We start from the raw sequence: 22,892 nt of genomic DNA, 5'->3' as shown, positions 1-22,892 counted from the left end.
CCGGCGCCGCCCAAAATTCCCGGTCAGGCGGCGCCGACGCGCCCGAGCGCCGGCGTCAGCCCAGGTCGGGGATGCGCCAGTCGATCGGCTCGTGGCCCTGGCGGGCGATCGCCTCGTTGATCTGGGTGAAGGGGCGGGAGCCGAAGAACTTCTTCGCGGACAGCGGGGAGGGGTGCGCGCCCTTGACCACCACGTGCCGCTCCTCGTCGATCAGCGGGAGCTTCTTCTGCGCGTAGTTGCCCCAGAGCACGAACACCGCCGGGTCGGGGCGGGAGTCCACCGCGCGGATCACGGCGTCGGTGAACTTCTCCCAGCCCTTGTTCTTGTGCGAGTTGGCCTCGCCGGCCCGGACGGTGAGGACCGCGTTGAGCAGCAGCACGCCCTGCTGGGCCCACGGCATCAGATAGCCGTTGTCCGGGACGGGGAGGTCCAGTTCGGCGTGCATCTCCTTGTAGATGTTGCGCAGCGAGGGCGGGGTCCTGACGCCCGGACGGACCGAGAAGCACAGGCCGTGTCCCTGGCCCTCGCCGTGGTACGGGTCCTGGCCGAGGACGAGGACCTTGACCTTGTCGTACGGCGTGGCGTCCAGCGCGGCGAAGACCTCCTCGCGCGGGGGGTAGACGGGACCCTTCGCCCGCTCCTCCTCGACGAACTCGGTCAGCTCCTTGAAGTAGGGCTGCTGCAGTTCGTCGCCCAGAACCCCGCGCCAGGACTCGGGCAGCATGGCGATGTCGGTCACGTCAACGTCCTCACGATGTCGATCAATTACCGCGTGCGGTCACTTCCAGGATGCAGAACCTACAGGCGCCCACTGACAACGGGCTCCCGGGGCCGCCGCACCCCACCGCTCACCAGCTGGTCTTACGGTGCAGCGCCCACATCATCATGATCGTGGAGGGGTCGAGGGCCTGCTCGCCGCCGGATATGTCGTCGCTGGCCGCCACGTACTGCCGGCCCTGCCACAGCGGGAGCAACTGGGCGTCGCTCGCGATGATCCGCTGGGCCTGTTCCATGTCGCCGACCGTCTGGCCGCGGTCGCTCTGCGCCCGCGAGTGCGGCAGCAGCTTGTCGGTGATCTCCTTGGCCGGGTAGGGGGTGCCGAGCGCGTTCTGCTTGCCGGTGAAGGGGGCGATGAAGTTGTCCGCGTCGGGGAAGTCGGGGGACCAGCCGCGGCCGAACACCGGGTACTCGCCCTTCTGGTAGCCGACCACGTAGGTGTTCCAGGGGCGGCTCTTGAGGGTGACGGTGAACAGGCCGGAGCCCTCCAGCTGCGCCTTCAGCTCCTTGAACATCAGGGCGGTCTCGGAGCCGTAGCGGTCGCTGGTGTACCAGAGGGTCAGCGGGACCTTCTGATGGATGCCCGCGTTCTGGAGGATCGCCCGTGCCTTGTCGGCGCTCGGGTCGCCGTAGGCGTCGAAGAAGGCGGTGGTGTGCCCGACGAGGCCCCTGGGGACCATCGAGTACAGGGGGTCGACGGTGTCCTTGTAGACCTTGTGGGCGATCGCGCCCCGGTCCACGAGCTGGGCGATCGCCTTGCGCACGGCGGGCCGCCCGGCCCAGGGGTCCCGGGGGTCGAACACCAGGTAGCTGATGCTCGTGCCGGCGCCGTCCACGAGCTGGAGGTCGGAGTTGCCCTGCTGCTGGAGGGCGAGAATGTCGCCGGCGGCGAGGCCGCGGTAGGTGACGTCGATCTGCTTGTCGCGCAGCGCCTTGACCATGCCGGCGGAGTCCTGGAAGTAGCGGATGGTCACCGCGTCGTTCTGCCGCTGGGCGAAGCCGTGGTAGTTGCCGTTGCTCGTGAGGACGGCCTGCCGGCCCTCCTGGTACGACTGGAGCTTGTACGGCCCCGAGCCGTCGGCGCCGGAGTCCTTGCGCAGGGCGCGGGCCGGGTAGTCCTTCGGGTCCACGATCGACAGGGCCGGGGTGGCCAGCACGAACGGGAAGGTGGCGTCGGACTTGCCGAGGTGGAAGACGACCTCGCGGTCGCCGGAGGTCTCCACGCTCTCCAGGCTGCCGAGCAGTCCGGCGGGGCCGGCGGGGGCGTTGATGGCCCGGATGCGGTCGACGGAGTACTTGACCGCCTCCGCGTTCAGCGGGTGGCCGTCGGCGAACTTCAGGCCGGCGCGCAGCGTGCAGCGGTAGGTGCGGCTCGACGAGCCGGTGAACGAACAGCTCTGGGCGGCGTCGGGCTGGGGGGCCGTCGCGCCGTTCGGGTAGGCGAGCAGCGTCTGGAAGATGTTCCGGTACAGCTCCCAGGAACCGTCCCAGGCGCCGGCCGGGTCCAGTGTGCTGGGCGCACTGGTGGTGCCGACCACGATCGGCCCTCCGCTGCCCGAGCCCCCGTCGGACAGCAGGCCACAGCCGCCGGCCGCCAGCGACACGGACGCGATCGCCGCGACTCTCCGCAGGAATCGTTTCCGGTTGAACAACGCGCACGCTCCTCGATCCGCCTACCAAGGTCGGCAGACCTTACCGCAGCGTCGGACGGTCAACCTCCCCTGGACCAGGGCTACTTGATCGAAAAAGCGATGACGACGTTGTCATTCCGGCAGGTGTCCGCTGTGCGGTGTCCCGGGCACCGGCCCGTCCGGAATCCGGTGCCCGGGACGTGGTGTCACACCCCGGCGTTGAGGAAGAGTCCACCGTCCACGAGGAGGGTCTGACCGGTGATCCAGTCGGACTGCGCGGAGGTGAGGAACGCGGCGGTGCCGCCGATGTCGGACGGCACGCCGAGCCGGCCCAGCGGGTAGGAGGCGGCCGCCTCCTCCTCGCGGCCCTCGTACAGGGCCGCGGCGAACTTCGTCTTGACCACGGCCGGGGCGATCGCGTTGACCCGCACCCTCGGCGCGAACTCGTGCGCCAGCTGCTGGGTCAGGTTGATCATCGCGGCCTTGCTGATGCCGTAGGCGCCGATGAACGGCGAGGGCGCGAGGCCCGCGATCGAGGCGATGTTGACGATCGCGCCGCCGTTCTCCTTCTGCCAGGCGTGCCAGGTCTTCTGGGCGAAGCCCAGCGCCGAGATCACGTTGGTCTCGAAGACCTTGCGGGCGACGTTCAGGTCCAGGTCCGCGATGGGCCCGAACACCGGGTTCGTGCCCGCGTTGTTGACCAGGTGGTCGAGGCGGCCGAAGGCCTCCATGGTGCGCTCGACGGCCTCGCTCTGGTGGTCGAGGTCGTGCGCCTTGCCGGCCACGCCGATGACCCGCTCGGCGCCGAGCTTCTCGACGGCCTCCTTGAGCGCGTCCTCGTTGCGGCCGGTGATGCACACCCGGTCGCCGCGCGCGACGAGGGCCTCGGCGACACCGTAACCGATGCCGCGGCTGGCGCCGGTGACGAGGGCGACCTTGCCGGACAGGGGCGGGAGTTCTGCGGTAGTCATGTCCGGTGTCCCCTAGTCGAGCGGTCCGCCGGCGACGTACAGCACCTGGCCGGAGACGAACCCGGCCGCCTCGCCGGTGAAGAAGGCGATGGCGTTGGCGATGTCCTCGGGCTCGCCGACGCGCTGGACCGGGATCGCGCCCGCGGCGGCCTTCTTGAAGTCCTCGAAGCCCATGCCGACGCGGTCGGCGGTGGCCTTGGTCATCTCGGTGGCGATGAAACCGGGGGCGACGGCGTTGGCGGTGATGCCGAACTTGCCCAGCTCGATGGCGAGGGTCTTGGTGAAGCCCTGCAGACCGGCCTTGGCGGCCGAGTAGTTGGCCTGGCCGCGGTTGCCGAGCGCCGAGGAGGAGGACAGGTTGACGACACGGCCGAAGCCGGCGTCGACCATGTGCTTCTGCACGGCCTTGGTCATCAGGAAGGAACCGCGCAGGTGCACGTTCAGGACGGTGTCCCAGTCGGAGACGCTCATCTTGAACAGCAGGTTGTCGCGGAGCACACCGGCGTTGTTGACCAGGATGGTCGGGGCGCCCAGCTCCGCGACGATCCGCGCGACGGCCGCCTCGACCTGCGCCTCGTCGGAGACGTCGGCACCGACCGCGATGGCCTTGCCGCCGGCCGCGGTGATCTTCTCGACGGTGTCCTTGCAGGCGGCCTCGTCCAGGTCGATCACGGCGACCGCGCGGCCCTCGGCGGCCAGCCGTACGGCGGTGGCGGCGCCGATGCCGCGCGCCGCGCCCGTGACGACCGCGACCCGCTGTTCAGTGGTGGACATGTGCTGTTTCTCCTCGCCCTTGAGAGAACCCGTACGACCCTTCGGGAGGGCCTTCCGGAGCGGTGAGCGACCGCTTAGTATCTTCAGTCCACACGACGCTAGAAGCCCTGGCACCCGGTGTCAACGGCACATCCGGCCGTTGTGATCCATTACCTCACCAGGAGGTCCAGCAATCGCTCCGTCTCGGTGGCCGGGTCGGCGGTCAGACCGGTGTGCACCGGGCCGGGCTGGACCACGGTGGAGCGGGGCGCGATCAGCCAGCGGAAGCGCCGCCCGGCGTCGTCCCCGGCCGCCTGCCCGGCCTCTGCGCCGCCCGCGCAGTGCCGCTCGATCGCGGTGAGCGCGGCCCGGATCCCGGCCACGTCGGCCTCCGCGTCCAGGGCGCGCAGCCGGGCCTCGTCCAGGTGGGTGCGGGCGCCGACGTAGCCCCGGGCACGGCAGTAGACGGCCACGCCCGCGTTCACGCACTCGCCGCGCTCGATCCGGGGTACGACCCTGATCAGCGCGTACTCGAAGACGTCCCGGTCGCCGCCCTGGCCGGCCCGGGTGATGTGGCGCTCGGTCACATGGCCGGCCATGTGGATGTGGGTCTCGCTCACTTGTCCTCCTTCGAGCCGACCCCGGTGACGCGGTCGGCGATGCCGGCCGCACGGGCGAGCAGCGGGCGCGCGTAGGCCCGGCGCAGGTCGTCCGGGGTGTCGAAGCCGGGTTCACCGGCGAGCCAGGCGTCCGGGATCTCGGCGGTGACCTCGGCGAGCAGATCCTCGGTGACGCGGGGCGCGAGGTCGGCGGCGGCCGCCGCGAGGTCGGGGGCGAAGCCGGCGAGGGCGTGCTCGGAGGCGTCGTAGGGGCGGGCCGCGGAGGCCTCGGCGGAGGGCCAGTTGTGGTGCCAGATCATGGTGGCGCCGTGGTCGATGAGCCACAGCTCGCCCCGGTGCACCAGGAGGTTGGGGTTGCGCCAGGAGCGGTCCACGTTGTTGACCAGCGCGTCGAACCAGACGATCCGCCCGGCCTCCTCGGGGCTCGCCTCGAAGGCGAGCGGGTCGTAGCCGAGGGCGCCGGAGAGGAAGTCCATGCCGAGGTTGGTGCCGCCGCTGGCCCGCAGCAGCTCCTGCACCTGCGGCTCGGGTTCACCGAGCCCCAGCACGGAGTCCAGTGCGACGGTGACCAGGCGGGGCATCCGGAAGCCGAGGCGCCGGGCGAGTTCGCCACACACCACCTCGGCGACGAGGGTCTTGCGGCCCTGACCGGCTCCGGTGAACTTCATGACGTAGGTCCCGAAGTCGTCGGCCTCGACGAGTCCCGGCAGAGAGCCGCCCTCGCGCAAGGGCGTGATGTAGCGGGTCGCGGTGACCTCTCTCAACATTTTCCCAGGCCATCCATCTCTTCAGCCTTGCAATGCAAGATCAACTTCAAGGGGGCGCGGCAGCAGGAATCGCCCGTCAACGACCCTGGGGAGAATCTGGGGAGTTTTGACCGGCATGCAGATGTCCCTGTCTCCCCAGGAGTCCGTCAATGGCCGTTCGCCCCTTGCTTCCGGCCTCGGGCATGAAGTGAGCATAGTAACCGAGGGTGATCGCCGGGGAGGAGTGCCCGAGCCAGCGCGCCAAGGTCACGACGGACTCTCCCGCCTCCAGCATGATCGAGGCATACGTGTGCCGCAGCACGTGGAAGCCGTCCTTCGGGGCCGCCGCCCACTGCCAGGGTTTCGCTCCCTCGGCGCGAGGCGGGATGATGCCGGCCTCCGCCAACGCGGGCTTCCAGGTGTAGGGGTTCCACGTGTTCACCGCGACGGCGTTGCCAAGTCGTGTGGTGAGCAGCAGGGAGAACTTCCTTCCCTGCCCCTCCGGCTTCCCCCACGGAAGCTCCACCTCCACTGGCGGGAACGCTTCGACGTGGCGCTTCAACTCCTCGGCCACCGAGGGGGGCATGTCGACGGTACGGGTCTTGGCTCCCTTCGGCAGGGCGAAGTACAGCCTTCCCTTGATCGCCTGGATCTGGCGGCGTACGTGGAGGACACCTCGCGCGTAGTCGATGTCCTCCGGGCTCAACCCGAACACCTCGCCCTGGCGGAGTCCGCAGCCCAGGCCGACTACGACGGCTATCCGGTTTCGCGGGCTGATCGCATCGCGGACTCGCAGTGCCCTCTCCAACGGCCACGCCTCGCGTCGCTCCTGCGGCGCCTTGGGCCACCGCACGGACTTCGCATGCATGGGATTCCTGGCAAGCCGCTTGTCGTCGACGGCCGCCTCCAGAATGGAGGACAGCTCGGACAGGATGCCGCGTCGGTAGTCGACCGAGGAGACAGTGGCCTCCAACTTCGCTATGTACGCACGCAGATCCGCCGCCGTGATGTTTCTTAGCGGGCGTTCGCCCAGGTGCGGAACGATGTGAAGGCGCACTCTCCGCTCCTGGTTGTCCTGAGTCTTCGGAACACCTCCTTTGCCCGGCGCCCAGTGCATCGTGATGTAGTCGGCCAGCGTGATGGATCCGTCGCGCGGGTCCACGAACTCGCCTCGTTCCTCGTCCGTGGCTGCCCGACGAAGCCACGCCTTGGCGTCCTCAAGGGTGTCGAAGGAACGGTCGCGGATGCCGGGGATGCCGGCGACCTTGTACCGCTTCCCCTTGCCATAGCGGGCAGTTCTTTCCCTTTTCCCGGATATCGGATCCTTCTTCTTCTTGATCCAACGGTCTTCGATGTAGCCGGGCAGGTTAGCCTCCTTATCAGGGTGAAACGGCGCTCTACTGTCTAGGGCGCGTCAGGCGTTGGGGATACGGCTGAGCCGTTGCTGTGGAGTGGCGTTCAGGGGATTCAGGGCGACGTTGGAACGGGAATCGGCCTGCTCCTGTTTACAGATCCACACATCAAGGGCTTCCCGCCGGTACATGACGCGCCCTCGCGGACCCATGCGGAAGCTCGGCGGTCCCTGCCGCCGGTGCCGCCAGACATAGAGCGTGTGTGGTGAGAGGCCGAGATACTCGGCGGCGTCCTTCACGTTGAGGAACGCGGCCCGGACGGCAGCCCTGGGAACGAGAGCGGATGAAGAGGCAAGCGACGGTTTTGCAGGCATAGAGTTTTCCACGGGGTGAGGTGGGGAGTGGGCTCAGGCGGGCGGAGTACCGGCTCTCCGCCCGCCCATCGCCCGTGGTGATGCGGCGGACAATCCGCGGCTCAGCCGGATGCGAACACGTCCATGGTCTCTACGATCGCCGGTTTGGTTAACCGGCGATCGTCGTCTATGTTGCCCCTCGCTAGCCCTGCGACCGGAAAGGTTCACCGGCTCGCGACGCCCGGCACGGCACCTCGCCGCGTTGTCGCGTCACCCGCGTACATCCAGTACGCGAGCGATGCTCCGCTTTGCGATGCACCGCGCCGGACGCCGAGAGCTTTCCGGCAAACCTTCCCGGCCACAGCACTAGCCAGGTCTCGGCTCCACCGAAAAGGCTCTCCGCTCAGACGGAGACACAGGACCCCGTGGAGACCGCGAGATAATCACCGATCGTTGGAGCGTCCCAGGCATCCAGGCCGCCGAGGGACAAGAGCACGGGTGAAGTGAAGCGAGCCGATCGGGTAGCAGACTCAGACAGACGGGCTTCCCAAGGTGGAGCCACGCCAGCGGGCCAACCCTCGCGGCGCTGACCCCGAGTGGTCTCGGAGAAGTGAGCGCAGCCGAGCGGTGGCACCGTCTGGCCTGGATTTTTGCGGGACGTTGTACGTTGACATGCCCTCGCGCAGCTATCCAGTCTTTCTGTGGTCCTTCTTGTCTGCCGTAGGCGAATGCGTCGCTTTGGCAACCCGGAGGCATCGCGGCAAAGAGTCATATTGCCGATCAGGCGGTGTGTCTAAAACGGAGTAAGGCCGCCCATGAGGCGAGTATCTACACGTGAGCAGCTGGTAGTGGACTACATGATGCCCTTCCATCGCCACGGCGGCGCTCCTGCCCGGCCGCGCAAGCAGTCAATGCGGTATTGCGCCTCACGCCGCCATTCCGGGCGACTGGCAGCGTGCTGCGCGGCATATGTCGCCATTCGCAACTCGCGTGCACCAGCGAGGAGTTCATACCCCTCCCACTCCGTGACGTCAACGCCGTAGGTCTTGCAGAACGCGGCGTACTCCTCTGCAGACACCGCGCCGGTCGTCGTGAGCTTCACCGCGGTCGACACGAGATCCCATTCCGGCGGGCCAAACGAAGCGCGCTCGAAGTCCATCAGCAACGGGCCGGCCTCCGTGCGCGCCACGTTGCCGACCCATGCATCCCCGTGGACTACACACTCGGGCAGGCCCTTCGGCCTCGAAGCCCATTGCTGCTTGAGATCTTCAAGCCGGCCGTTCAGCCATTGCCGGTCATCGTCAGAAATTGTGCTTGCCGCGTCGATGCGCTCAACCAGCCGGACGAACGGGTCCAGCTCACCCAGTGGCAGGTCTGGTTTTGGCAGGGCGTGCAGTTGCTTGAGGAGCACGACGACGTCGGTGACGGTCCCGATTTCGTGTGGCGGCAGCTCTTGCCAGAACGTCACCGGGTGCCCGCTGGCTGCGACCGGCTGCCGCAGGTCAAGGGCGCGTACGGCGGGCACGCCTTGGGCGGCCAGCCAGCGGGCGACCTGAACCTCGCGCGTTGCGGCGGCGGACTGGCCGGGCCGAGCGATACGCACCACCGTCCCCCCAGGCAGACGCCATATGGCGTTCTCGGCGATGCGTATCGGTTGGGCGTTGGTCGCGTCGAGGCCGGCAGCGAGGCACGCCTCCGCAAGTACGGCTTGGGTGGGCGTGGGCGAAGTGGTCACGCCTGCACCGTAGCCGCGATGCGTTCGCGCAGGTCGCTGGCCTCGGGGAGCTTCCGGTGATGGCTTGCGAACCGGGCGAGTTCCCGCAGGTCCTCGGCGGCCCGGCAGGAGGTCAGCTTGCCGACGTCGTCCAGTGCTCGGTGGCCGAGCACGACCGCGTGCCGCGGATCGTCGCCCTTGGCCATGACCAGGGAAGCGAGTTTTGTCTCGGAGATGGCACGCGAGCGGGCGAAGGCGTTGCCGTGTCCTTTCACTGCGATTTCGAAGCGGCGGGCCGCCTGCCCGGGGTCTTGGTCCGCGTGGACCGCGAGATCGAACAGCGCGTGGGCGGTGTCGCCGTGGTGCTGGGCGTAGTCGTAGTAGGCCATCCACGGCGGATCCTGTGCCGGGTCGGACTGCTCGAACGCGGCGTCGGCTTCTCCGACCGCGCGCAGGGTGTTGGCCACGTCGCGCATCTTGCCGAAGGCGCGGGCGCGTGCGGTGTGCAGCATGGCACGCTCAGTCGCGGTGAGTCGGTCGGAGCGCACCAGACCCTTCTCTGCGTGGGTTAGGCCGGTATCCGGATCTCCGACCCAGATTTCCTGCCGGGCCATGAACGAGTACGTCTTGGCGCGCAGGTGCCACTCCCCGGCTTCCTCCGCACATTCAGCGGCTAGCCGGAAGCTGACTCGGGCATCGTCATGGGCGTACGCGTCGAACTGCGAGGCGCCGACGACGATCCCTAACCGGGCTACGGAGGCGAGGAGTTCAGGCCGTAGGGGTTCGGGGCAGGGCACCGGCAGCAGGGAGGCGCCCCACGTGATGGCACTGCGGGCGAGTTCTCGCACCGCGCCGCCGCCTCCGTACTCGTTGTCCTGGCGATGGATGACATCGGCCAGCGATTTCAGTTGCCCGATCTCGCGCGGGCGGATCTGAGTCGGGATCTCCCGGGGGGCGGCTGGGGTCACGAGGTGGACAAGGTCTATGGGGGCGATGGCGGCAAGGCCGCTCGTGGCGAGGAAGGCGCGACGGTCCACAGAGGCAGGGCTCCCGCTTGGAGGTGTTGTGCTACCTCTGCCCAGGATGCGGCCTTCATGGACCTGAACCGGTTCCTCCGCCCTGGCAGGGGGTGCGCTTTCCGTTTCGGGGCGGGGTTTTTCCGTTTGCCCGAACACCATCCCCCACGCCCGGGTGAGGACTCCGCCCGTCTGCAGGACCTCGTCCAAGCGTTCAGCCAAGTCCTTCGAGCAGGTGGCGGTCCCCTTCTCGATCTTCTCAGTGAGTGAACCGCTGACCTGTACTTTCGCACCCAACTCGGCGTGGGTGAGAGGGCCGCGCTTCTTGCGCCAGGTCCGCAGTTCATGACCGAACCAGTCACGCGGGGACGCGTCCGGGGTCAACTGCTTCTCGGGTCTTGGCATGGGCTGTTCCTCGCTCGCGAATCGGAAGATCGAGGTTTCCGAATCAAGATCTGCACGCGGTCCTGGCGGCCTGGCTCAATGGTTGCTCACGGCCGCCACCCCAGTACACACCGCATCCGGCGCCGGTTGGAGAGATTTCGTCGAACGAGGGACTCCCCGTGAAGGCATATCTGATGGAGGCTCAACAGCCCGTTATCGATGGCACAAGCTCTGCGTTGCGCACGCAATCGGGAACATGCGAAATCGACGTCGCTCTGACAGCCGCTGCCGTCTCGGGCGTTCGTGACCTCGTCCGTGCGTGCCTGCGTCTGTGGGGCTTGGCCGAACTCGACTGGCGGGTCACTCTCACTGCGTCCGAATTCTTGACGAACGCCTTCCAGCACGCCCGCAAGGAGGATGAATCCTCGGTTCCAGTGAAGGTTGTCCTCACCCGCACCCCCGACGGGGTCTTCCTGTGCGTCAGTGACCCGCACCCCCGGCTTCCGGTCCCCGTCCCGGCTGGCGGCAACGACGAGGGCGGTCGCGGCCTGATGCTGATCAAAAAGCTCAGCAACAAATACGGCTGCTCGTCCACTGCACGTGGCAAAGACGTTTGGGCCACGATCCTGCGCTCCGCGTAGCCGCAACAGCCCTGCCTCCCACGAGACCCGAAAGGACCACCACCATGTGCCGGCACTCGCCGCTCTTCCACAGGGCCAACGCGAAGGCCGACGGCGGTTCATCGCCAACGACGCTGAGTTCGGAAAACTCGAATACGGTTTCGGGTTGGGGCCCGGCCCTCGCGCGTAACCTCTCTTGGGAGAGAGGCGCTGGCGAGGACTCTCGTACTTCCTGGTCTGCCTTCCGTATCCCCGCGGGCAGGGCCTGATGTATGCCTGCAGGGGCTTCAGCGTCGTGCAGTTACGACAAGCCTGCCTTCAGGCGCTCCGCTGCATCGCGCCAGTAGTCGACGAGCATCTCTCCCGGCCAGGCCGGCTGGCGGACGGAGCCTCGGGGCCCCATTTCCTGAAAATAGGGGGCCAGGTCAATCACTGGCGTCCCGTCGACGGCGTCGAGGTCGGTCACCAGAAGGTCGCGGCCGTCCACGCCCAACAGCCTCGGGTAGCTGACAGCCAACTGGTTGGGGCGCCGATGGTTTCGGTGGACGAACGTTCCGGTGGCCGGCCACTGCGCGTTGCCCCTCGGGCTGCGGGCGTGGAGCTGGATGTCCTCGGGCTGCGCCAGGTGGAAGCGCCACGTCACTGTCAGGTGAGAGAACTCGTCGATACCTTGCAGCGCTTCCAGGGGGTATGCCTCGTTGAGTCGGATCACCGACTGGACCCCGCCCTGGTAGTCGTCCTGAACGTGGGTGTGGCCGCCGACGACCGTTGCGATCGATCCGACTTCGTACGTCGTCACCGGTACTGGTTCCTCTCCATAGGGGATGCTGGTCCGCGGGCTGCCGTGGGACATCGAATGTCCGCGTCGCGATCAGCCTATGGCCCGGAGCATGCCGCGTGCCCGGTGATCCACTTCGGTGACATGGCGGCCTCCGCGTTGCCGGAGTGGCGAGAGGTCGCTTTGGATGCGGACGATGACGTCACGCGCCCGGCCGGACTGGATACCTGTCATAGCGTCGAGTGCTTCGTTCCAGGTTGCGCACGCCTCGTCGAGGCTTCCCCGCTGGACCTGCACCGAGCCGAGGTAGCCGAGCGTCACGCTGTGGGTGCGGGCGAACTGCTGACGTCGGCGCGTGGCCACACTCCGCTTGAAGTGGATCTCGGCATCAAGGGGCTGACCCATGTCGCGCAGAGCGCAGGCCGTCTCGTGGGCGAGGGAGGCTTCCTGGAAGAAGCCGACGCGGACCGGCGCTTCGTTGGTGTCGGCGCGTGCGAGGTCCCGCTCTGCGCGGCTTATGGCCGCGAGGGTGCCGGCCCTGTCGCCGTCGGCCGCGAGTGCGCGCGCGTGGACGATTGCCAGCAGCGCCCTTTCACGATGGCTGGCCTGGCCGTAGCGGTCGCGGGACATCGAGGCGTCGGCCAGGGCGAGCGCCCTGCGTGGATGCCCGAGGTCCACGGCCTGGTGGGCGAGGGCACGCAGGATATGGCCGCCGAGCGGGCCGTTTCCGGCTTCCGCCGCGATGCGGGCGGCGATGGTGAGGTAGCGCTGGGCGGTGCGGTGTTCGCTGGCGTCGAAGGCCATCCAGCCGGCGAGGTATGTCATCTCCGCGACGGCGGAGTACGTGTCGCGGCGGAGCTGATCTGTACGGAATCGTCCGCCGAGCAGCGGTACCGCTTCGTCGAGCAGGTGGCTGGCGAGGGCTTTGCGGCCGGATGCACCGCCTCGCTGCTGGTCGCGCGCGGAGTAGTAGACCGTAAGGTCGCGGACGTCGTCGACGTCGGCCTGGGTCACCGAGCGCGAGGAGACCGGTCGGCGGTTCGCCGCTGCAGCGGGGGCGGCTGCCCACCACGACGTGGTGGGCAGGGCGAGGCCGGCCGCGGAGTATGCGGCGGTGGCCAGCAGCTTGCGTCGGTGCATGTCGAGATCGTCGCTTCCAAGCTCGGCCAGTGCGGTCAGAGGGTCGACGCTCCAGTCGGATCCGGTGTCGGTCGTGCCTGTCGGCTCTTCTTCCAGTCCGAGGTCGGCCAGGGTGAGGCGGCGGCCGATCTTGCGGGACAGCGTCTCGCGCAGGATATGCGGCGCTCTGCCACTCGGCTTCGTGCCCTGGACCCACATAGCGATGTGCGAGCGGGAGATCGCCTCCAGCTCACGCACTCCGCACTCCGCGGCCACGCGGGCAACAGCGGCGGCTGCCTGCGGCTGGGACCAGCCTGCTTCGCGCAGGAGTGCGGCGAAAGCGGCGTTTCGTTCACGGGCCATGGACTGCCCCTCGGTTCCGAAATGATCTTTGACGCCTTTGACGGCCTTCCCAGCCGCACAGGCATACCCCTCGGACGGGATTCACGGTTCGCTCAACGTAGCTGCCAGATCACTCACTTCGCACACCAAGCGTCGGCTCCGGCCGATGATCTCAGCTCACTTTGGCTTGATCCGAACAGGAGTTGTGCCATGCGCCTTTCGCTGGACCCTCACCGAGGTGACAGCCAGCCCGTGGGCGGGCGCGGGCGGCGAGCGCCCGTCACCGAGGCGCCGGCGCCAGAGCGCGATCACGTGGTGGCCGCGTCGGAGACGGTGACGCTCGTGCTGGGCGAGGGTTCGCCGCTGCCCGCGAGCGCTGCCGATGTGGAAGATCTCGTTCGTCTTCTGCGCGGCCATGTTGCCCAGTTGGGCGCACGGACCGCTCCGGGGATTCCCGCCCTGCTGCGCGCGCAGCGGCTCTGCTCCGACAGCGTTCCCGAGGGCTTCATGGCGAGCCGGGTGTATCTGGTCAGGCTCGCCAAGGCCGTCCAGGAGCTGATGGCTTATGTGGAACGCGGCGGTCCCGGGCCGATCAGCGTGGAGGGCGGGCGGCGTTGGCGGAAGCCGACGGTCAACGTGCTGCGCGGGGCCGTCTTCGCCCTCGCCCTGGCCTGTCTGGTCTTCGCCGCTTCGGTGCCGCGGACGTGACCGTGACCGGTGCCGTCGTCATTGCTCTGGTCCTTGGGCCGACGGCCTGGCTGGTGCTTCGCGGCGAGCGGGCGGCGAGCCCTGTACGAGCCGTCGAGGACCTGCCGCCGCCCGGCAACGCTCCCCCCCAACTCGGTGGCCACCGACCTGCCTTCTGCCCACCGTTCCCGGCCGCTGCGGCGGCCCCGATACCACCCCGTCCCTGCGGGGCTCACGGAGATCCACACGATGAAACGGCTTCCGCGCATCGAGCAGTACGGCCTGATCGGCGACATGCAGACCAGCACCCACGTCTGCGATGACGGTTCGATCGACTGGCTGTGCCTGCCCCGCTTCGACTCGCCGGCCCCGTTCGCGGCCCTGCTCGGTTCGGAGAAGCACGGGGCATGGCGCATAGCCCCCGCCGCCGCCTACCAGGAGGGTGACGCAGCAAGCGCCGAGCGGCGCTATGTCGGCGAGTCCCTCGTGCTGGAGACGGTGTGGACGACCTCCTCCGGCAGTGTGACGGTCACCGACTTCATGCCGCCACGCAACGGAGCGCCGCAGGTGATCCGGATCGTGGAAGGCAAGGCCGGTCAGGTTGCCATGATGTCGGCGCTGCGCGCCCGCCCCGGCTATGGGCGTATCAGTCCGTGGGTCCACGAGGTGGGCGGGCGCATGGTGGCCGAGGGCGGCGAGGACGCGCTGTGGCTGGACACGGCCGCCGAGCAGCAGGAGAAGGACGGGGCTATCGTCGGCTCCTTCACGGTCGGCGCCGGGGACAGCGTGGCCTTCGTGCTGAGCTGGAGTCCGTCCCACGGATGCGCGCCCGAGATCTCGGAACCCGAAGTTGCGCTGGAGGAGACCCTGGCGTTCTGGGAGAGCTGGACCAGCCAGTGCACCTACACCGGGCCCTACCGTGACGCCGTCATCCGGTCGCTCATCACCTTGAAGGCGATGACGTACGCGCCCAGCGGGGGCATCGTCGCCGCGCCGACCACGTCGCTGCCCGAGGAACTCGGCGGCGCGCGGAACTGGGACTACCGCTATACCTGGCTGCGCGACGCCTCCACCACCCTGGCCGCGCTGCTCGGGGCGGGCTTCCGCCAGGAGGCCGACTCCTTCCGCCGGTGGCTCCTGCGGGCGGTGGCCGGCGATCCGGAGAACCTGCAGATCATGTATGGCATCACCGGCCAGCGGGATCTGCCGGAGCGGGAGCTGGGGTGGCTGCCCGGATACGAGAACTCCGCGCCGGTCCGGATCGGCAACGGCGCGGCCGACCAGGTGCAGCTCGACGTCTACGGCTACGTGATCGAGACCCTCTACCTCGCCCACGCGAGCGGCGTCGCCCCGTGCGGGGACACTGCAGTCCTCCACCAGCGGCTCGTTGAGCACCTGGCCGAGCGGTGGCAGATGCCCGACGAGGGGATCTGGGAAGTCCGCGGACAGCGGCGGCACTTCGTCCACTCCAAGATCCTGATCTGGGTGGCCGTCGACCGCACCATCCGCCTGGTCGAGGCCGGCGCCATGGAAGCCGACCTGGTCGCGCTGATCGAGCTGCGCGAGGCCATCCACCATGAGGTGTGCACGCGCGGCTTCGACGCCGAGCGCAACACCTTCACCCAGTCCTACGGATCGCCGGAGGTTGATGCCGCGCTGCTGCTGATCCCCCGGGTGGGCTTCCTGCCGCCGGACGATCCGCGCGTGGTCGGAACGGTGGAAGCGGTGCGCCAGCAGTTGTCCACCCCCGAGGGCTTCGTGCACCGGTACCGCACCGCCGGGAAGCGCGCCGGGGTCGACGGCCTGACCGGTAACGAGGGGTCCTTCCTCCTCTGCTCGTTCATGATGGTCGACGCGCTCGCCCTGACCGGCCGCCTGGACGAAGCCCACGCGCTGTTCAGCCGGTTGCTGGCCCTGCGCACCGACCTCGGCCTGCTCGCCGAGGAGTACGACCCCACCAGCGGGCGGCAGCTGGGCAACTTCCCGCAGGCGTACAGCCACATCGGGATCATCGGATCCGCGCTCCTGCTGCAGCAACTTGGCGCAGGTGCGCCTGCGGCCGAGGCGGACGTCCTCGTGGCGGCGAGTGCCTGATGAACACGCTCGCCATCACCACGCTCGTCCTGCTCGCCCTCGCGGCCGTCGTCGCCGGAGCGGCAGCCTGGGTCACCCGTCGCCGCTTGCTCGCGGCACGACAGCAGGTACATCTCCTGGCCCGCGAGCAGCAGGCCACCGAGCAGGCCCTGCACCGGCTGGTCCACGAGGTGCTGCCGCGGATCCACAAGACTGGCGGCGGGGCTGCTTCGTCTGTTGTGGCGCCGGAGTTGACCGGCACTGCGGTCGGCGAGCGGCTGGAGCTCGCGGCCAAGGCCACCGCCGGCCTTGTCCAGGCCACCGTCCGTGACATCCAGTACACCGCGCACCAGGAGATCGAACGGGTCAAGACGCGCGGGGCGGAGGAGCTGCGCCGTTCGCACACCGACGCGCAGGCGGAGATCGCACGCGTGCAGGCGAACGCCGTGCGGTCGACCGAGGCCGCAGTGCGCAGCGTGTCGTCGGCGCTGGTGGGCATGGCCGCCCGGACCAGCCGCAAGGTCAGCGAGGGGGTCCGGGCGCATCAGGACGACGCCGCCTTCGAGACGCTGACCGGGATCGACCGCACCGTCCAGCAGACGCTGCTGGTCGCGCAGGGCTGGACCGTCCTGGCCGGCGGCAAGCTGACCCGGCACTGGACCACCACGACCCTGACCGACGTGGTGCGGGCAGCGATGGGCTACGTCGAGGACTACCAGCGGGTGGCGCCGCAGGAGCTGCCCCTCGCGGTGAAGACCCATGCCGTGGGGCCCGTGGTGCACACCCTCGCCCTTTTGCTGGACAACGCGCTGCGGTTCTCCCCGCCGCAGTCCCGCGTCCACGTCTCCTTCGAGCAGGGCCACCACGGGGTCACCGTCATCGTGGACGACAGCGGCCTGCAGATGACACCGGAGCAGTTGGACGAGGCACGGGACGTCCTCACGGGCCAGCGCTGCGACGACATCACACGGCTCGGCGCCCTGCCCAAGACGGGTTTCCGGGTCGCCGCCGCTCTCGCTCGCGCCTATGGGTTCCGGGTCGACGTCCAGGCCCCCAACGCGCTGCTGGGTACCCGCGCGCTCCTCACCCTGCCCGAGGGCCTCCTCACCACCGTGGCCGAGGCCGCGCCCGCGCAGGCGGCGCACAGCGTACCGCAGGGCGCGCTCGCCCCCGTCCCGGAAAGCCGCCTGGCACTGGCCCCGCCGACGCGAGGACCGCAGCCCGTGCCCCTCCCGGCGCACCCGCCGGCAGAGGAGCGCCTCGACGCACCGGCCGCTGCCGGGACGACGGCCAGCGGGCTGACTCGGCGCCACCGGCGCGGCACGCCGGCGCCTGCTCCCGCCCGCCGCCCGGTCAACGCGGAACCGGGACGCGCGAGCGTGATCGCTTCCTGGGCCCGCGGCACCCAGGCGGCACGCGCCGAACTTGACGCCACCCCCTCCCCGATCCCTGACGAGCAAGGACACGAAGCATGAGCGAGAAGAACATCGGCTGGCTCCTGGCGCGCCTGGAGGAGACCGACGGCGTGGAGTACGCCGTGCTCGTCGCGGCCGACGGCATGAGCCCTGACTACACACCCCGCCTCCCGCAGGAGCAGGCGGAGAAGATCGCCGCCATCACCTCGACGCTGTGGGCGGCGTCCCGGGCCTACGACCACGAGACCGGCGGCGGGGGCGTGCGCCAGTTCGTCATGGAGTCGGTCGGCCACATCTCCCTGCTCATCCCCGCCGGGGAGAACACGATGCTCGCCGTCCGCACCAGCAGCCCCCACGTCGACATCGGTGTGATCGGCGAGGCCGCCCTGCGGCTGGCGGGAAGCGTCGGCGACCAGCTGGGCGTCAAAACCCGGGTGACCAGCGGCGTGGAAGCACCGCCGGCATGAGCAGGCCGCGGCAGGATCCCGACCTGGTCAGGCCCTACGTCCGCACGGGCGGACGTACACGCCCCAGCACGGATGTGCGTCTGGAGAGCGTGGTCTTCGCCGCGACCGGCACCCACCCCGGACTTAATGCCGACGGACGCCGCCTGCTGGCTCTGTTCGCCGGCGCCCGCGGCGGCGGTCTGGCCGTCGCCGAGATCGCCTCCGACCTCGCCCTGCCGCCCTCGACCACCCGCATCCTCGTCGCCGACCTCATCGGACTCGGGCTGATGACCCTCGCCCAAGCCCAGGACGACGACCGTCCTCCCGCCTCACTGATCGAAAGGGTCCTTCATGGCCTCCGCGCTCACGCCTGACCGGTTCGTCGCGCCGACGGTGACGGCGACCGCGAAGATCGTGGTCGCCGGAGCCTTCGGCGTGGGCAAGACCACCTTCGTCGGCAGCGTCTCCGAAGTGCCGCCCGTGCACATGGAAGAAACCATCACCCAGGCCAGCGCCCTGATCGACGACCTGGCCCGCACGCCGGAGAAAAGCACCACCACCGTCGGCGTCGACTTCGGGCGCAAGCACCTCGGCGACGACCTGGTGCTGTACCTGTTCGGCACACCGGGACAGGCCAGGTTCCGGTTCCTGTGGGAGGAGCTGATCACCGGCGCCCTCGGCGCCCTGGTCCTCGTAGACCCCCGCGACTTGGACGCCTCCCACGAGATCCTCACCCTCCTCGAAGAGGCCGGCGTGGCGTACGCGGTTTGCCTCAACCAGTTCGACGGCGCACCCCGCTACCCGCTCGCCGAGATCCACGAGGCGCTCGCCTTGGAGGCACACACCCCGCTGACCGTGTGCGACGCCCGCGAGCGGGCGTCCTGCATGCAGGCCCTGATCCAGCTCACCGAATACCTCGCACGTCTGGAGCCCCGACCGTGAGCACCGCGCCCCTTCGCATCTCCCTGTACGAGCCGGACTTCGCCCAGGACCCGCACGCCTTCTACCGGCGTATGCGCGAGCAGTTCGGGCCGCTGGTCCCGGTGGACCTGGCGCCCGGCGTGCCGGCCACGCTGGTCGTCGGCTACGAGCACGCTCGCCGTATCCTCGGCGACCCGCAGCGCTTCCCCGCCGACCCGCGCCGGTGGCAGACCACCGTCCCGGACACCTGCCCGATCCGGCCGATGATGGAGTACCGCCCCAACGCGCTGCGCTCCTCCGGCGGTGAGCACGCCCGCTACCGGGCCGCCAACACCGCCGCGCTCCGGGCCGTCGACCAGCATGCCCTGCGGGATCACGTCGAGCAGGTCGCCGCCCAGACCATCAATGCCTTCAAGACCGGTGGGAAGGCCGACCTGCTGTCCCAGTACGCCTGGCCGCTCGCCTTTAGGACGCTCAATTATCTGCTCGGCTGCCCCGACGAGGTCGGGCAGCGGATCGCGGACGGCATGTCCAAGATCTTCGACGGGGTCAACGCCTCCATCGGCAACCAGATCCTCGCCCAGGCCGTCACCGACCTCGTCGCCCTGCGCCGCCAGCGTCCCGGCGACGACGTGACCAGCAGGCTCCTGGTCCACGTCGCCCAGCTCAACGACACCGAACTGGGCCAGCAGCTCATCACCCTCTACGGCGCCGGCATCGAACCGCTGACCAACCTGATCACCAACACGCTCCTGGAGATGCTCACCAACCCCGACTTCTCTGGGGACCTCCACGCCGGAGACGCCTCCGTCCGCGAAGCCCTGGACACGGTCCTGTACCGCGACCCCCCGCTCGCGAACTTCTCCATGAGTTACCCGCCCCGGCCGGCCGATGTCGGCGGCTACCTGCTCCCGGCCGACGAGCCGGTGGTCATCAGCTACGCCGCCTGCAACAACGACCCCGACCTGGGAGCCCGCCCGCCGCTGGGCAACCGCGCCCACCTCGCCTGGGGCGCCGGCCCGCACAGCTGCCCGGCCAGCTCCCACGCCTACCTCATCGCTGAAGCCGCCATCCTCCACATCCTCGACGCCCTGCCCGAGATGGACCTCGACGCCCGCCGCGAGGACCTCACCTGGCGCCCCGGCCCCTTCCACCGCTCCCTGGTGACCCTGCCGGTCACCTTCCCCACCAGCTGAAAGAGACCCCGACATGCCCGAACAGATACTCGTCCTCGACCCCGCCGGCAGCGACCCGGACGCCGAACACCAGGCCCTGCGCGAGCGCGGCCCCGCCACCCTCGTGGACATCCTCGGCGTGCGCGCCTGGTCCGTCTCCGACCCCGCCCTCCTCAAGCAGCTCCTCACCAGCAAGGACGTCTCCAAGGACGGCCGCGCCCACTGGCCGGCCTTCGCCGAGACCGTCCCCACCTGGCCGCTGGCCCTGTGGATCGCGGTGGAAAACATGTTCACCGCCTACGGCACGGACCACAGCCGCCTGCGCCGCATGATCGCCCCCGCCCTCTCCGCCCGCCGCACCGCCACCCTCCAGGCTGACATCGAGACCCTGGTCACCGGCCTGCTCGACACCCTCGACGCCCTCCCGCCCGGGGAAAGCATCGACCTACGCGAGCACCTCGCCTACCCGCTGCCGATCGCCGTCATCGGACAGCTCATGGGCGTCCCCGCCGACCAGCGCGCCAAGTTCCGCACGGTGGTCGACAACGTGTTCGCCACCCACCTCACCGCCGGAGAGCAGACGGCCAACACCGCCGCCCTCTACGGCCTGCTGGATGCCCTCATCGCCAGCAAACGCACCACGCCCGGCGAGGACATGACCTCGCTGCTGATCGCCACCCGCGACGAGGAAGGCGACGGCTCCGCCCTCAGCGACGCCGAACTGCGCGACACGCTCCTGCTGATGATCAGCGCCGGGTACGAGACCACCGTCAACGTCATCGACCATGCCCTCACCACTCTGCTGTCCGACCCGCAGCAACTTGCCCACGTCAGGGACGGACGGTGCACCTGGCAGGACATCGTCGAGGAGACCCTGCGGTACGAGCCCGCGGTCAAGCACCTTCCCCTGCGCTACGCCCTCACCGACATCCCGCTCCCCGACGGGCAGACCATCCACTCCGGCGAAGCCATCCTCGCCTCCTACGCCGCCGCCAACCGGCATCCCGACCTGCACCAGAACGCCGACCAGTTCGACGCCACCCGAACCAGCAAGGCCCACCTCACATTCGGGCACGGCGTCCACTTCTGCCTCGGCGCCCCGCTGGCCCGCCTCGAAGTCGCCACCGCCCTGCGCCTGTTCTTCGAGCGCTTTCCCGACGCCCAGCTCGCCACCCAGCGCGAGGACCTGCCGCGTCTCCGAAGCCTCATCAGCAACGGCCACACCACCGTCCCCGTGCGCCTGTGCCCCACGACGACCATCTGATCGATATCAACGAGGAAGCTCGCCATGACCGCCCCCGACCCCTTCCCAACGCGGCGCCTCACCCCGTCCGAACGGCGGCTCGCCGCGTATGTGGTGAAGGGCCTGAACGCTCGCGAGATCGCATCCGCAGCCCAGCTCAAGCTGGGCACCGTCAACTCCAAGTTGCACAGCATGCGCTGGACGTTGCGCTGCCCCGAACGCTGTTCCCTCGCCGTCGTCGCACACCACCTCCTCGACGCCGAAGTGGTCATCGCCCCGACACCGCAGCGAGCCGCTCCGGTCCTCAGTCCCGAGCAGTTCAGCCTGCTCAAGGCCGTCACCACCTATAGCCAGCCCCTGTACATCGCCCGCGCCGCCAACCTCGTCACGGCCGACCTGCCCGCCGCGCTCGATCAGCTCCTCGCCGACACGGGAGCACAGAACACCACCCATTTGGTGGTCCTGGCTCACGGCTGGAAGCTGCTGCTGGCCGAGCAGGCCCACACGAAGCGAAGCGGAGCGAGCCAGTGACCCGGCCGACGGCCTCCACCACCAGCCAGGAGTGCCCCCCTCAGTTCCCGTTCGCTCCGGCCCCGCCGACCGCCGCATACGAGATGCGCACGCTCAGCACGGACGCCGAGCGCGAAGAAGCTGCCGCCCTTGTCCAGAACCGCCAACACTGGCTCACCATGCGCGGCCTGCCCGTACCTGCCCGAGCTGACATCCCCGCGCAGTTCCGCGAGGCGCAGACCCTCTCCGCCGGACTGTACGAAGACGGAAGGCTGCTGGCCTGCATGATCCCCGAGCATGACCCCGACCTCGGATGGGGTCAGCGGCCCGGCCTCTACCTGAGCTGTGTCCACACCTTGCCCGGCCAGGCTGATGACATCGCCCGCCTGATCACCCTGTGGGCGTCCGACTTCGCCGCCCGACTCGACCTCCACGTCGTACGGGCCGAGGCCCTGGCCCGCCACGCTCTCGATGCCAACCCCCTCGCTGCCCTCCTGCGTCGGCTCACCGACATCGGCTGGGACGTGCGCGGATCCGGCCCCGGACGCGACGGCGACCGAGTCGCCCGCCTCGAACTCCCCGCCGAGCACCGCCCCAGGCTCCGCCCGCTGATCAGCTGCCAGGTCCACGCGCCGCAGCCGACCCCGGATAATCGGAGCAGCATGTGACAACTGACGAACCGCAGCGGCCCGACCTCGCCCGCGAGCTGATCGCCCGCGCCGCGGAATCGGCCGCGTACCGGGCCAAACGCGTGCGCGACCAGCTCGACGCCGTCCAACTCGGACGGGCCCGGCACACCGACCACGCCAACACCAACGTGCTGCGCCGCATCCTGGGCGAGCACGACTGGCCCGGCCACCGCCTCGTCGGCCCCACCGCGGCCCGTGCCGCGTGGAGCATCGCCCTGCACAGCGACGACGACCCCGCGTTCCAGCGCGCCGCCACCACCCTGCTGGGACGTGCGGTCCAGGCCGGCGACGCGCTGGTCCAGCACTGGGCACGCCTGCACGACCGCGCCCTCATCACCAGCAGGCGCCACCAGGAGTACGGCACCCAATACCAGCTATGCGACGACGGCATCGAACTGTGCCCGCTGCGCGCGCCGGAGTCAGTCGACGCACGCAGGGCCACCGTGGGTCTGCCGCCGATCGCTGTCGCTCTGAAGGCGGTACGCCGCCGGTACGCCCCTGACGGCTCTGCCGATGAATCCCCGACCGTCGTCCTCACGGGGGCCGCGTGAAGAAGC

General features: G+C 69.3%; 24 protein-coding genes. 12 read left to right on the top strand and 12 right to left on the bottom strand.

The window, feature by feature from the left end:
• Nucleotides 1–55 precede the first annotated feature (55 nt).
• The 10 genes from ung to AB0927_RS12310 all read right to left on the bottom strand — a co-directional run bounded on the left by ung (nucleotide 56) and on the right by AB0927_RS12310 (nucleotide 10,338).
• On the bottom strand, nucleotides 56–739 hold the full coding sequence (gene ung, locus AB0927_RS12355; RefSeq protein WP_366667509.1) for a uracil-DNA glycosylase: 684 nt from the start codon (nucleotides 737–739) through the stop codon (nucleotides 56–58).
• Between the two features lie 109 nt (nucleotides 740–848).
• Complete coding sequence (locus tag AB0927_RS12350; RefSeq protein WP_366667508.1) at nucleotides 849–2,429, bottom strand: ABC transporter substrate-binding protein; 1,581 nt, start codon at nucleotides 2,427–2,429, stop codon at nucleotides 849–851.
• A gap of 185 nt (nucleotides 2,430–2,614) precedes the next feature.
• Complete coding sequence (locus AB0927_RS12345; RefSeq protein ID WP_366667507.1) at nucleotides 2,615–3,379, bottom strand: SDR family oxidoreductase; 765 nt, start codon at nucleotides 3,377–3,379, stop codon at nucleotides 2,615–2,617.
• 12 nt (nucleotides 3,380–3,391) lie between these two features.
• Nucleotides 3,392–4,153 (bottom strand): 3-oxoacyl-ACP reductase FabG, encoded by a 762-nt coding sequence (fabG, locus tag AB0927_RS12340; protein WP_067049389.1) that lies wholly within the window; start codon nucleotides 4,151–4,153, stop codon nucleotides 3,392–3,394.
• Between the two features lie 149 nt (nucleotides 4,154–4,302).
• A complete protein-coding gene (locus tag AB0927_RS12335) occupies nucleotides 4,303–4,752 on the bottom strand; it encodes a DUF3037 domain-containing protein (RefSeq protein ID WP_366667506.1) in 450 nt (149 codons plus the stop codon).
• Nucleotides 4,749–5,519: a HipA family kinase gene (locus AB0927_RS12330; protein ID WP_366667505.1), complete on the bottom strand. Its 771-nt coding sequence runs from the start codon at nucleotides 5,517–5,519 to the stop codon at nucleotides 4,749–4,751. Before AB0927_RS12330 ends, AB0927_RS12335 begins: the two co-directional genes overlap by 4 nt.
• A gap of 76 nt (nucleotides 5,520–5,595) precedes the next feature.
• Complete coding sequence (locus AB0927_RS12325) at nucleotides 5,596–6,864, bottom strand: tyrosine-type recombinase/integrase (protein WP_366667599.1); 1,269 nt, start codon at nucleotides 6,862–6,864, stop codon at nucleotides 5,596–5,598.
• Nucleotides 6,865–6,912: 48 nt separating this feature from the next.
• Nucleotides 6,913–7,224 carry a helix-turn-helix domain-containing protein gene (locus AB0927_RS12320; RefSeq protein WP_366667504.1) on the bottom strand — a complete coding sequence of 104 codons (312 nt, stop codon included), beginning with the start codon at nucleotides 7,222–7,224 and terminating at the stop codon, nucleotides 6,913–6,915.
• An 832-nt stretch (nucleotides 7,225–8,056) separates the two neighbouring features.
• The gene (locus AB0927_RS12315) at nucleotides 8,057–8,938 is read right to left on the bottom strand and encodes an aminoglycoside phosphotransferase family protein (protein ID WP_366667503.1); all 882 of its coding nucleotides are present in this window, start codon (nucleotides 8,936–8,938) and stop codon (nucleotides 8,057–8,059) included.
• Nucleotides 8,935–10,338, bottom strand: a complete 1,404-nt coding sequence (locus AB0927_RS12310) for a helix-turn-helix transcriptional regulator (RefSeq protein WP_366667502.1) — start codon at nucleotides 10,336–10,338, stop codon at nucleotides 8,935–8,937. The genes AB0927_RS12315 and AB0927_RS12310 overlap by 4 nt, the downstream gene beginning before the upstream one ends.
• A 158-nt stretch (nucleotides 10,339–10,496) precedes the next feature.
• Here AB0927_RS12310 and AB0927_RS12305 point away from each other — a divergent pair, with 158 nt between their 5' ends.
• A complete protein-coding gene (locus AB0927_RS12305) occupies nucleotides 10,497–10,958 on the top strand; it encodes an ATP-binding protein (protein WP_366667500.1) in 462 nt (153 codons plus the stop codon).
• Between the two features lie 280 nt (nucleotides 10,959–11,238).
• Here AB0927_RS12305 and AB0927_RS12300 read toward each other — a convergent pair whose 3' ends face one another.
• Nucleotides 11,239–11,736 (bottom strand): SAM-dependent methyltransferase, encoded by a 498-nt coding sequence (locus AB0927_RS12300; protein WP_366667499.1) that lies wholly within the window; start codon nucleotides 11,734–11,736, stop codon nucleotides 11,239–11,241.
• A 72-nt stretch (nucleotides 11,737–11,808) separates the two neighbouring features.
• Nucleotides 11,809–13,197 (bottom strand): Tat pathway signal protein, encoded by a 1,389-nt coding sequence (locus AB0927_RS12295; RefSeq protein ID WP_366667498.1) that lies wholly within the window; start codon nucleotides 13,195–13,197, stop codon nucleotides 11,809–11,811.
• Nucleotides 13,198–13,386: 189 nt separating this feature from the next.
• Here AB0927_RS12295 and AB0927_RS12290 point away from each other — a divergent pair, with 189 nt between their 5' ends.
• The 11 genes from AB0927_RS12290 (at nucleotide 13,387) to AB0927_RS12240 (ending at nucleotide 22,886) form a co-directional block, all read left to right on the top strand.
• Nucleotides 13,387–13,884 carry a DUF6415 family natural product biosynthesis protein gene (locus AB0927_RS12290; RefSeq protein WP_366667497.1) on the top strand — a complete coding sequence of 166 codons (498 nt, stop codon included), beginning with the start codon at nucleotides 13,387–13,389 and terminating at the stop codon, nucleotides 13,882–13,884.
• Nucleotides 13,885–14,112: 228 nt separating this feature from the next.
• Nucleotides 14,113–15,957, top strand: a complete 1,845-nt coding sequence (locus AB0927_RS12285; protein ID WP_366667496.1) for a glycoside hydrolase family 15 protein — start codon at nucleotides 14,113–14,115, stop codon at nucleotides 15,955–15,957.
• On the top strand, nucleotides 15,957–17,411 hold the full coding sequence (locus AB0927_RS12280; protein ID WP_366667495.1) for an ATP-binding protein: 1,455 nt from the start codon (nucleotides 15,957–15,959) through the stop codon (nucleotides 17,409–17,411). Before AB0927_RS12285 ends, AB0927_RS12280 begins: the two co-directional genes overlap by 1 nt.
• The gene (locus tag AB0927_RS12275; RefSeq protein WP_366667494.1) at nucleotides 17,408–17,818 is read left to right on the top strand and encodes a roadblock/LC7 domain-containing protein; all 411 of its coding nucleotides are present in this window, start codon (nucleotides 17,408–17,410) and stop codon (nucleotides 17,816–17,818) included. Before AB0927_RS12280 ends, AB0927_RS12275 begins: the two co-directional genes overlap by 4 nt.
• Entirely contained in the window at nucleotides 17,815–18,171 is a 357-nt protein-coding gene (locus AB0927_RS12270; protein WP_366667493.1) for a DUF742 domain-containing protein, read from the top strand. The genes AB0927_RS12275 and AB0927_RS12270 overlap by 4 nt, the downstream gene beginning before the upstream one ends.
• Nucleotides 18,149–18,739: an ATP/GTP-binding protein gene (locus AB0927_RS12265; RefSeq protein WP_366667492.1), complete on the top strand. Its 591-nt coding sequence runs from the start codon at nucleotides 18,149–18,151 to the stop codon at nucleotides 18,737–18,739. The genes AB0927_RS12270 and AB0927_RS12265 overlap by 23 nt, the downstream gene beginning before the upstream one ends.
• The gene (locus AB0927_RS12260) at nucleotides 18,736–19,914 is read left to right on the top strand and encodes a cytochrome P450 (protein WP_366667491.1); all 1,179 of its coding nucleotides are present in this window, start codon (nucleotides 18,736–18,738) and stop codon (nucleotides 19,912–19,914) included. Before AB0927_RS12265 ends, AB0927_RS12260 begins: the two co-directional genes overlap by 4 nt.
• A gap of 13 nt (nucleotides 19,915–19,927) precedes the next feature.
• A complete protein-coding gene (locus tag AB0927_RS12255; RefSeq protein ID WP_366667490.1) occupies nucleotides 19,928–21,157 on the top strand; it encodes a cytochrome P450 in 1,230 nt (409 codons plus the stop codon).
• 24 nt (nucleotides 21,158–21,181) lie between these two features.
• Nucleotides 21,182–21,667: a LuxR C-terminal-related transcriptional regulator gene (locus tag AB0927_RS12250; protein WP_366667489.1), complete on the top strand. Its 486-nt coding sequence runs from the start codon at nucleotides 21,182–21,184 to the stop codon at nucleotides 21,665–21,667.
• Nucleotides 21,664–22,314, top strand: a complete 651-nt coding sequence (locus AB0927_RS12245) for a hypothetical protein (RefSeq protein ID WP_366667488.1) — start codon at nucleotides 21,664–21,666, stop codon at nucleotides 22,312–22,314. The genes AB0927_RS12250 and AB0927_RS12245 overlap by 4 nt, the downstream gene beginning before the upstream one ends.
• Nucleotides 22,311–22,886 (top strand): DUF6624 domain-containing protein, encoded by a 576-nt coding sequence (locus AB0927_RS12240; protein WP_366667487.1) that lies wholly within the window; start codon nucleotides 22,311–22,313, stop codon nucleotides 22,884–22,886. Before AB0927_RS12245 ends, AB0927_RS12240 begins: the two co-directional genes overlap by 4 nt.
• Nucleotides 22,887–22,892 lie beyond the last annotated feature (6 nt).

The organism is Streptomyces sp. NPDC048106 (genome assembly GCF_040706415.1).
Taxonomy (GTDB): Bacteria; Actinomycetota; Actinomycetes; order Streptomycetales; family Streptomycetaceae; genus Streptomyces.
The sequence above is the reverse complement of the archived record's forward strand: the minus strand, read 5'-3'. Positions and strand labels throughout refer to the sequence as shown.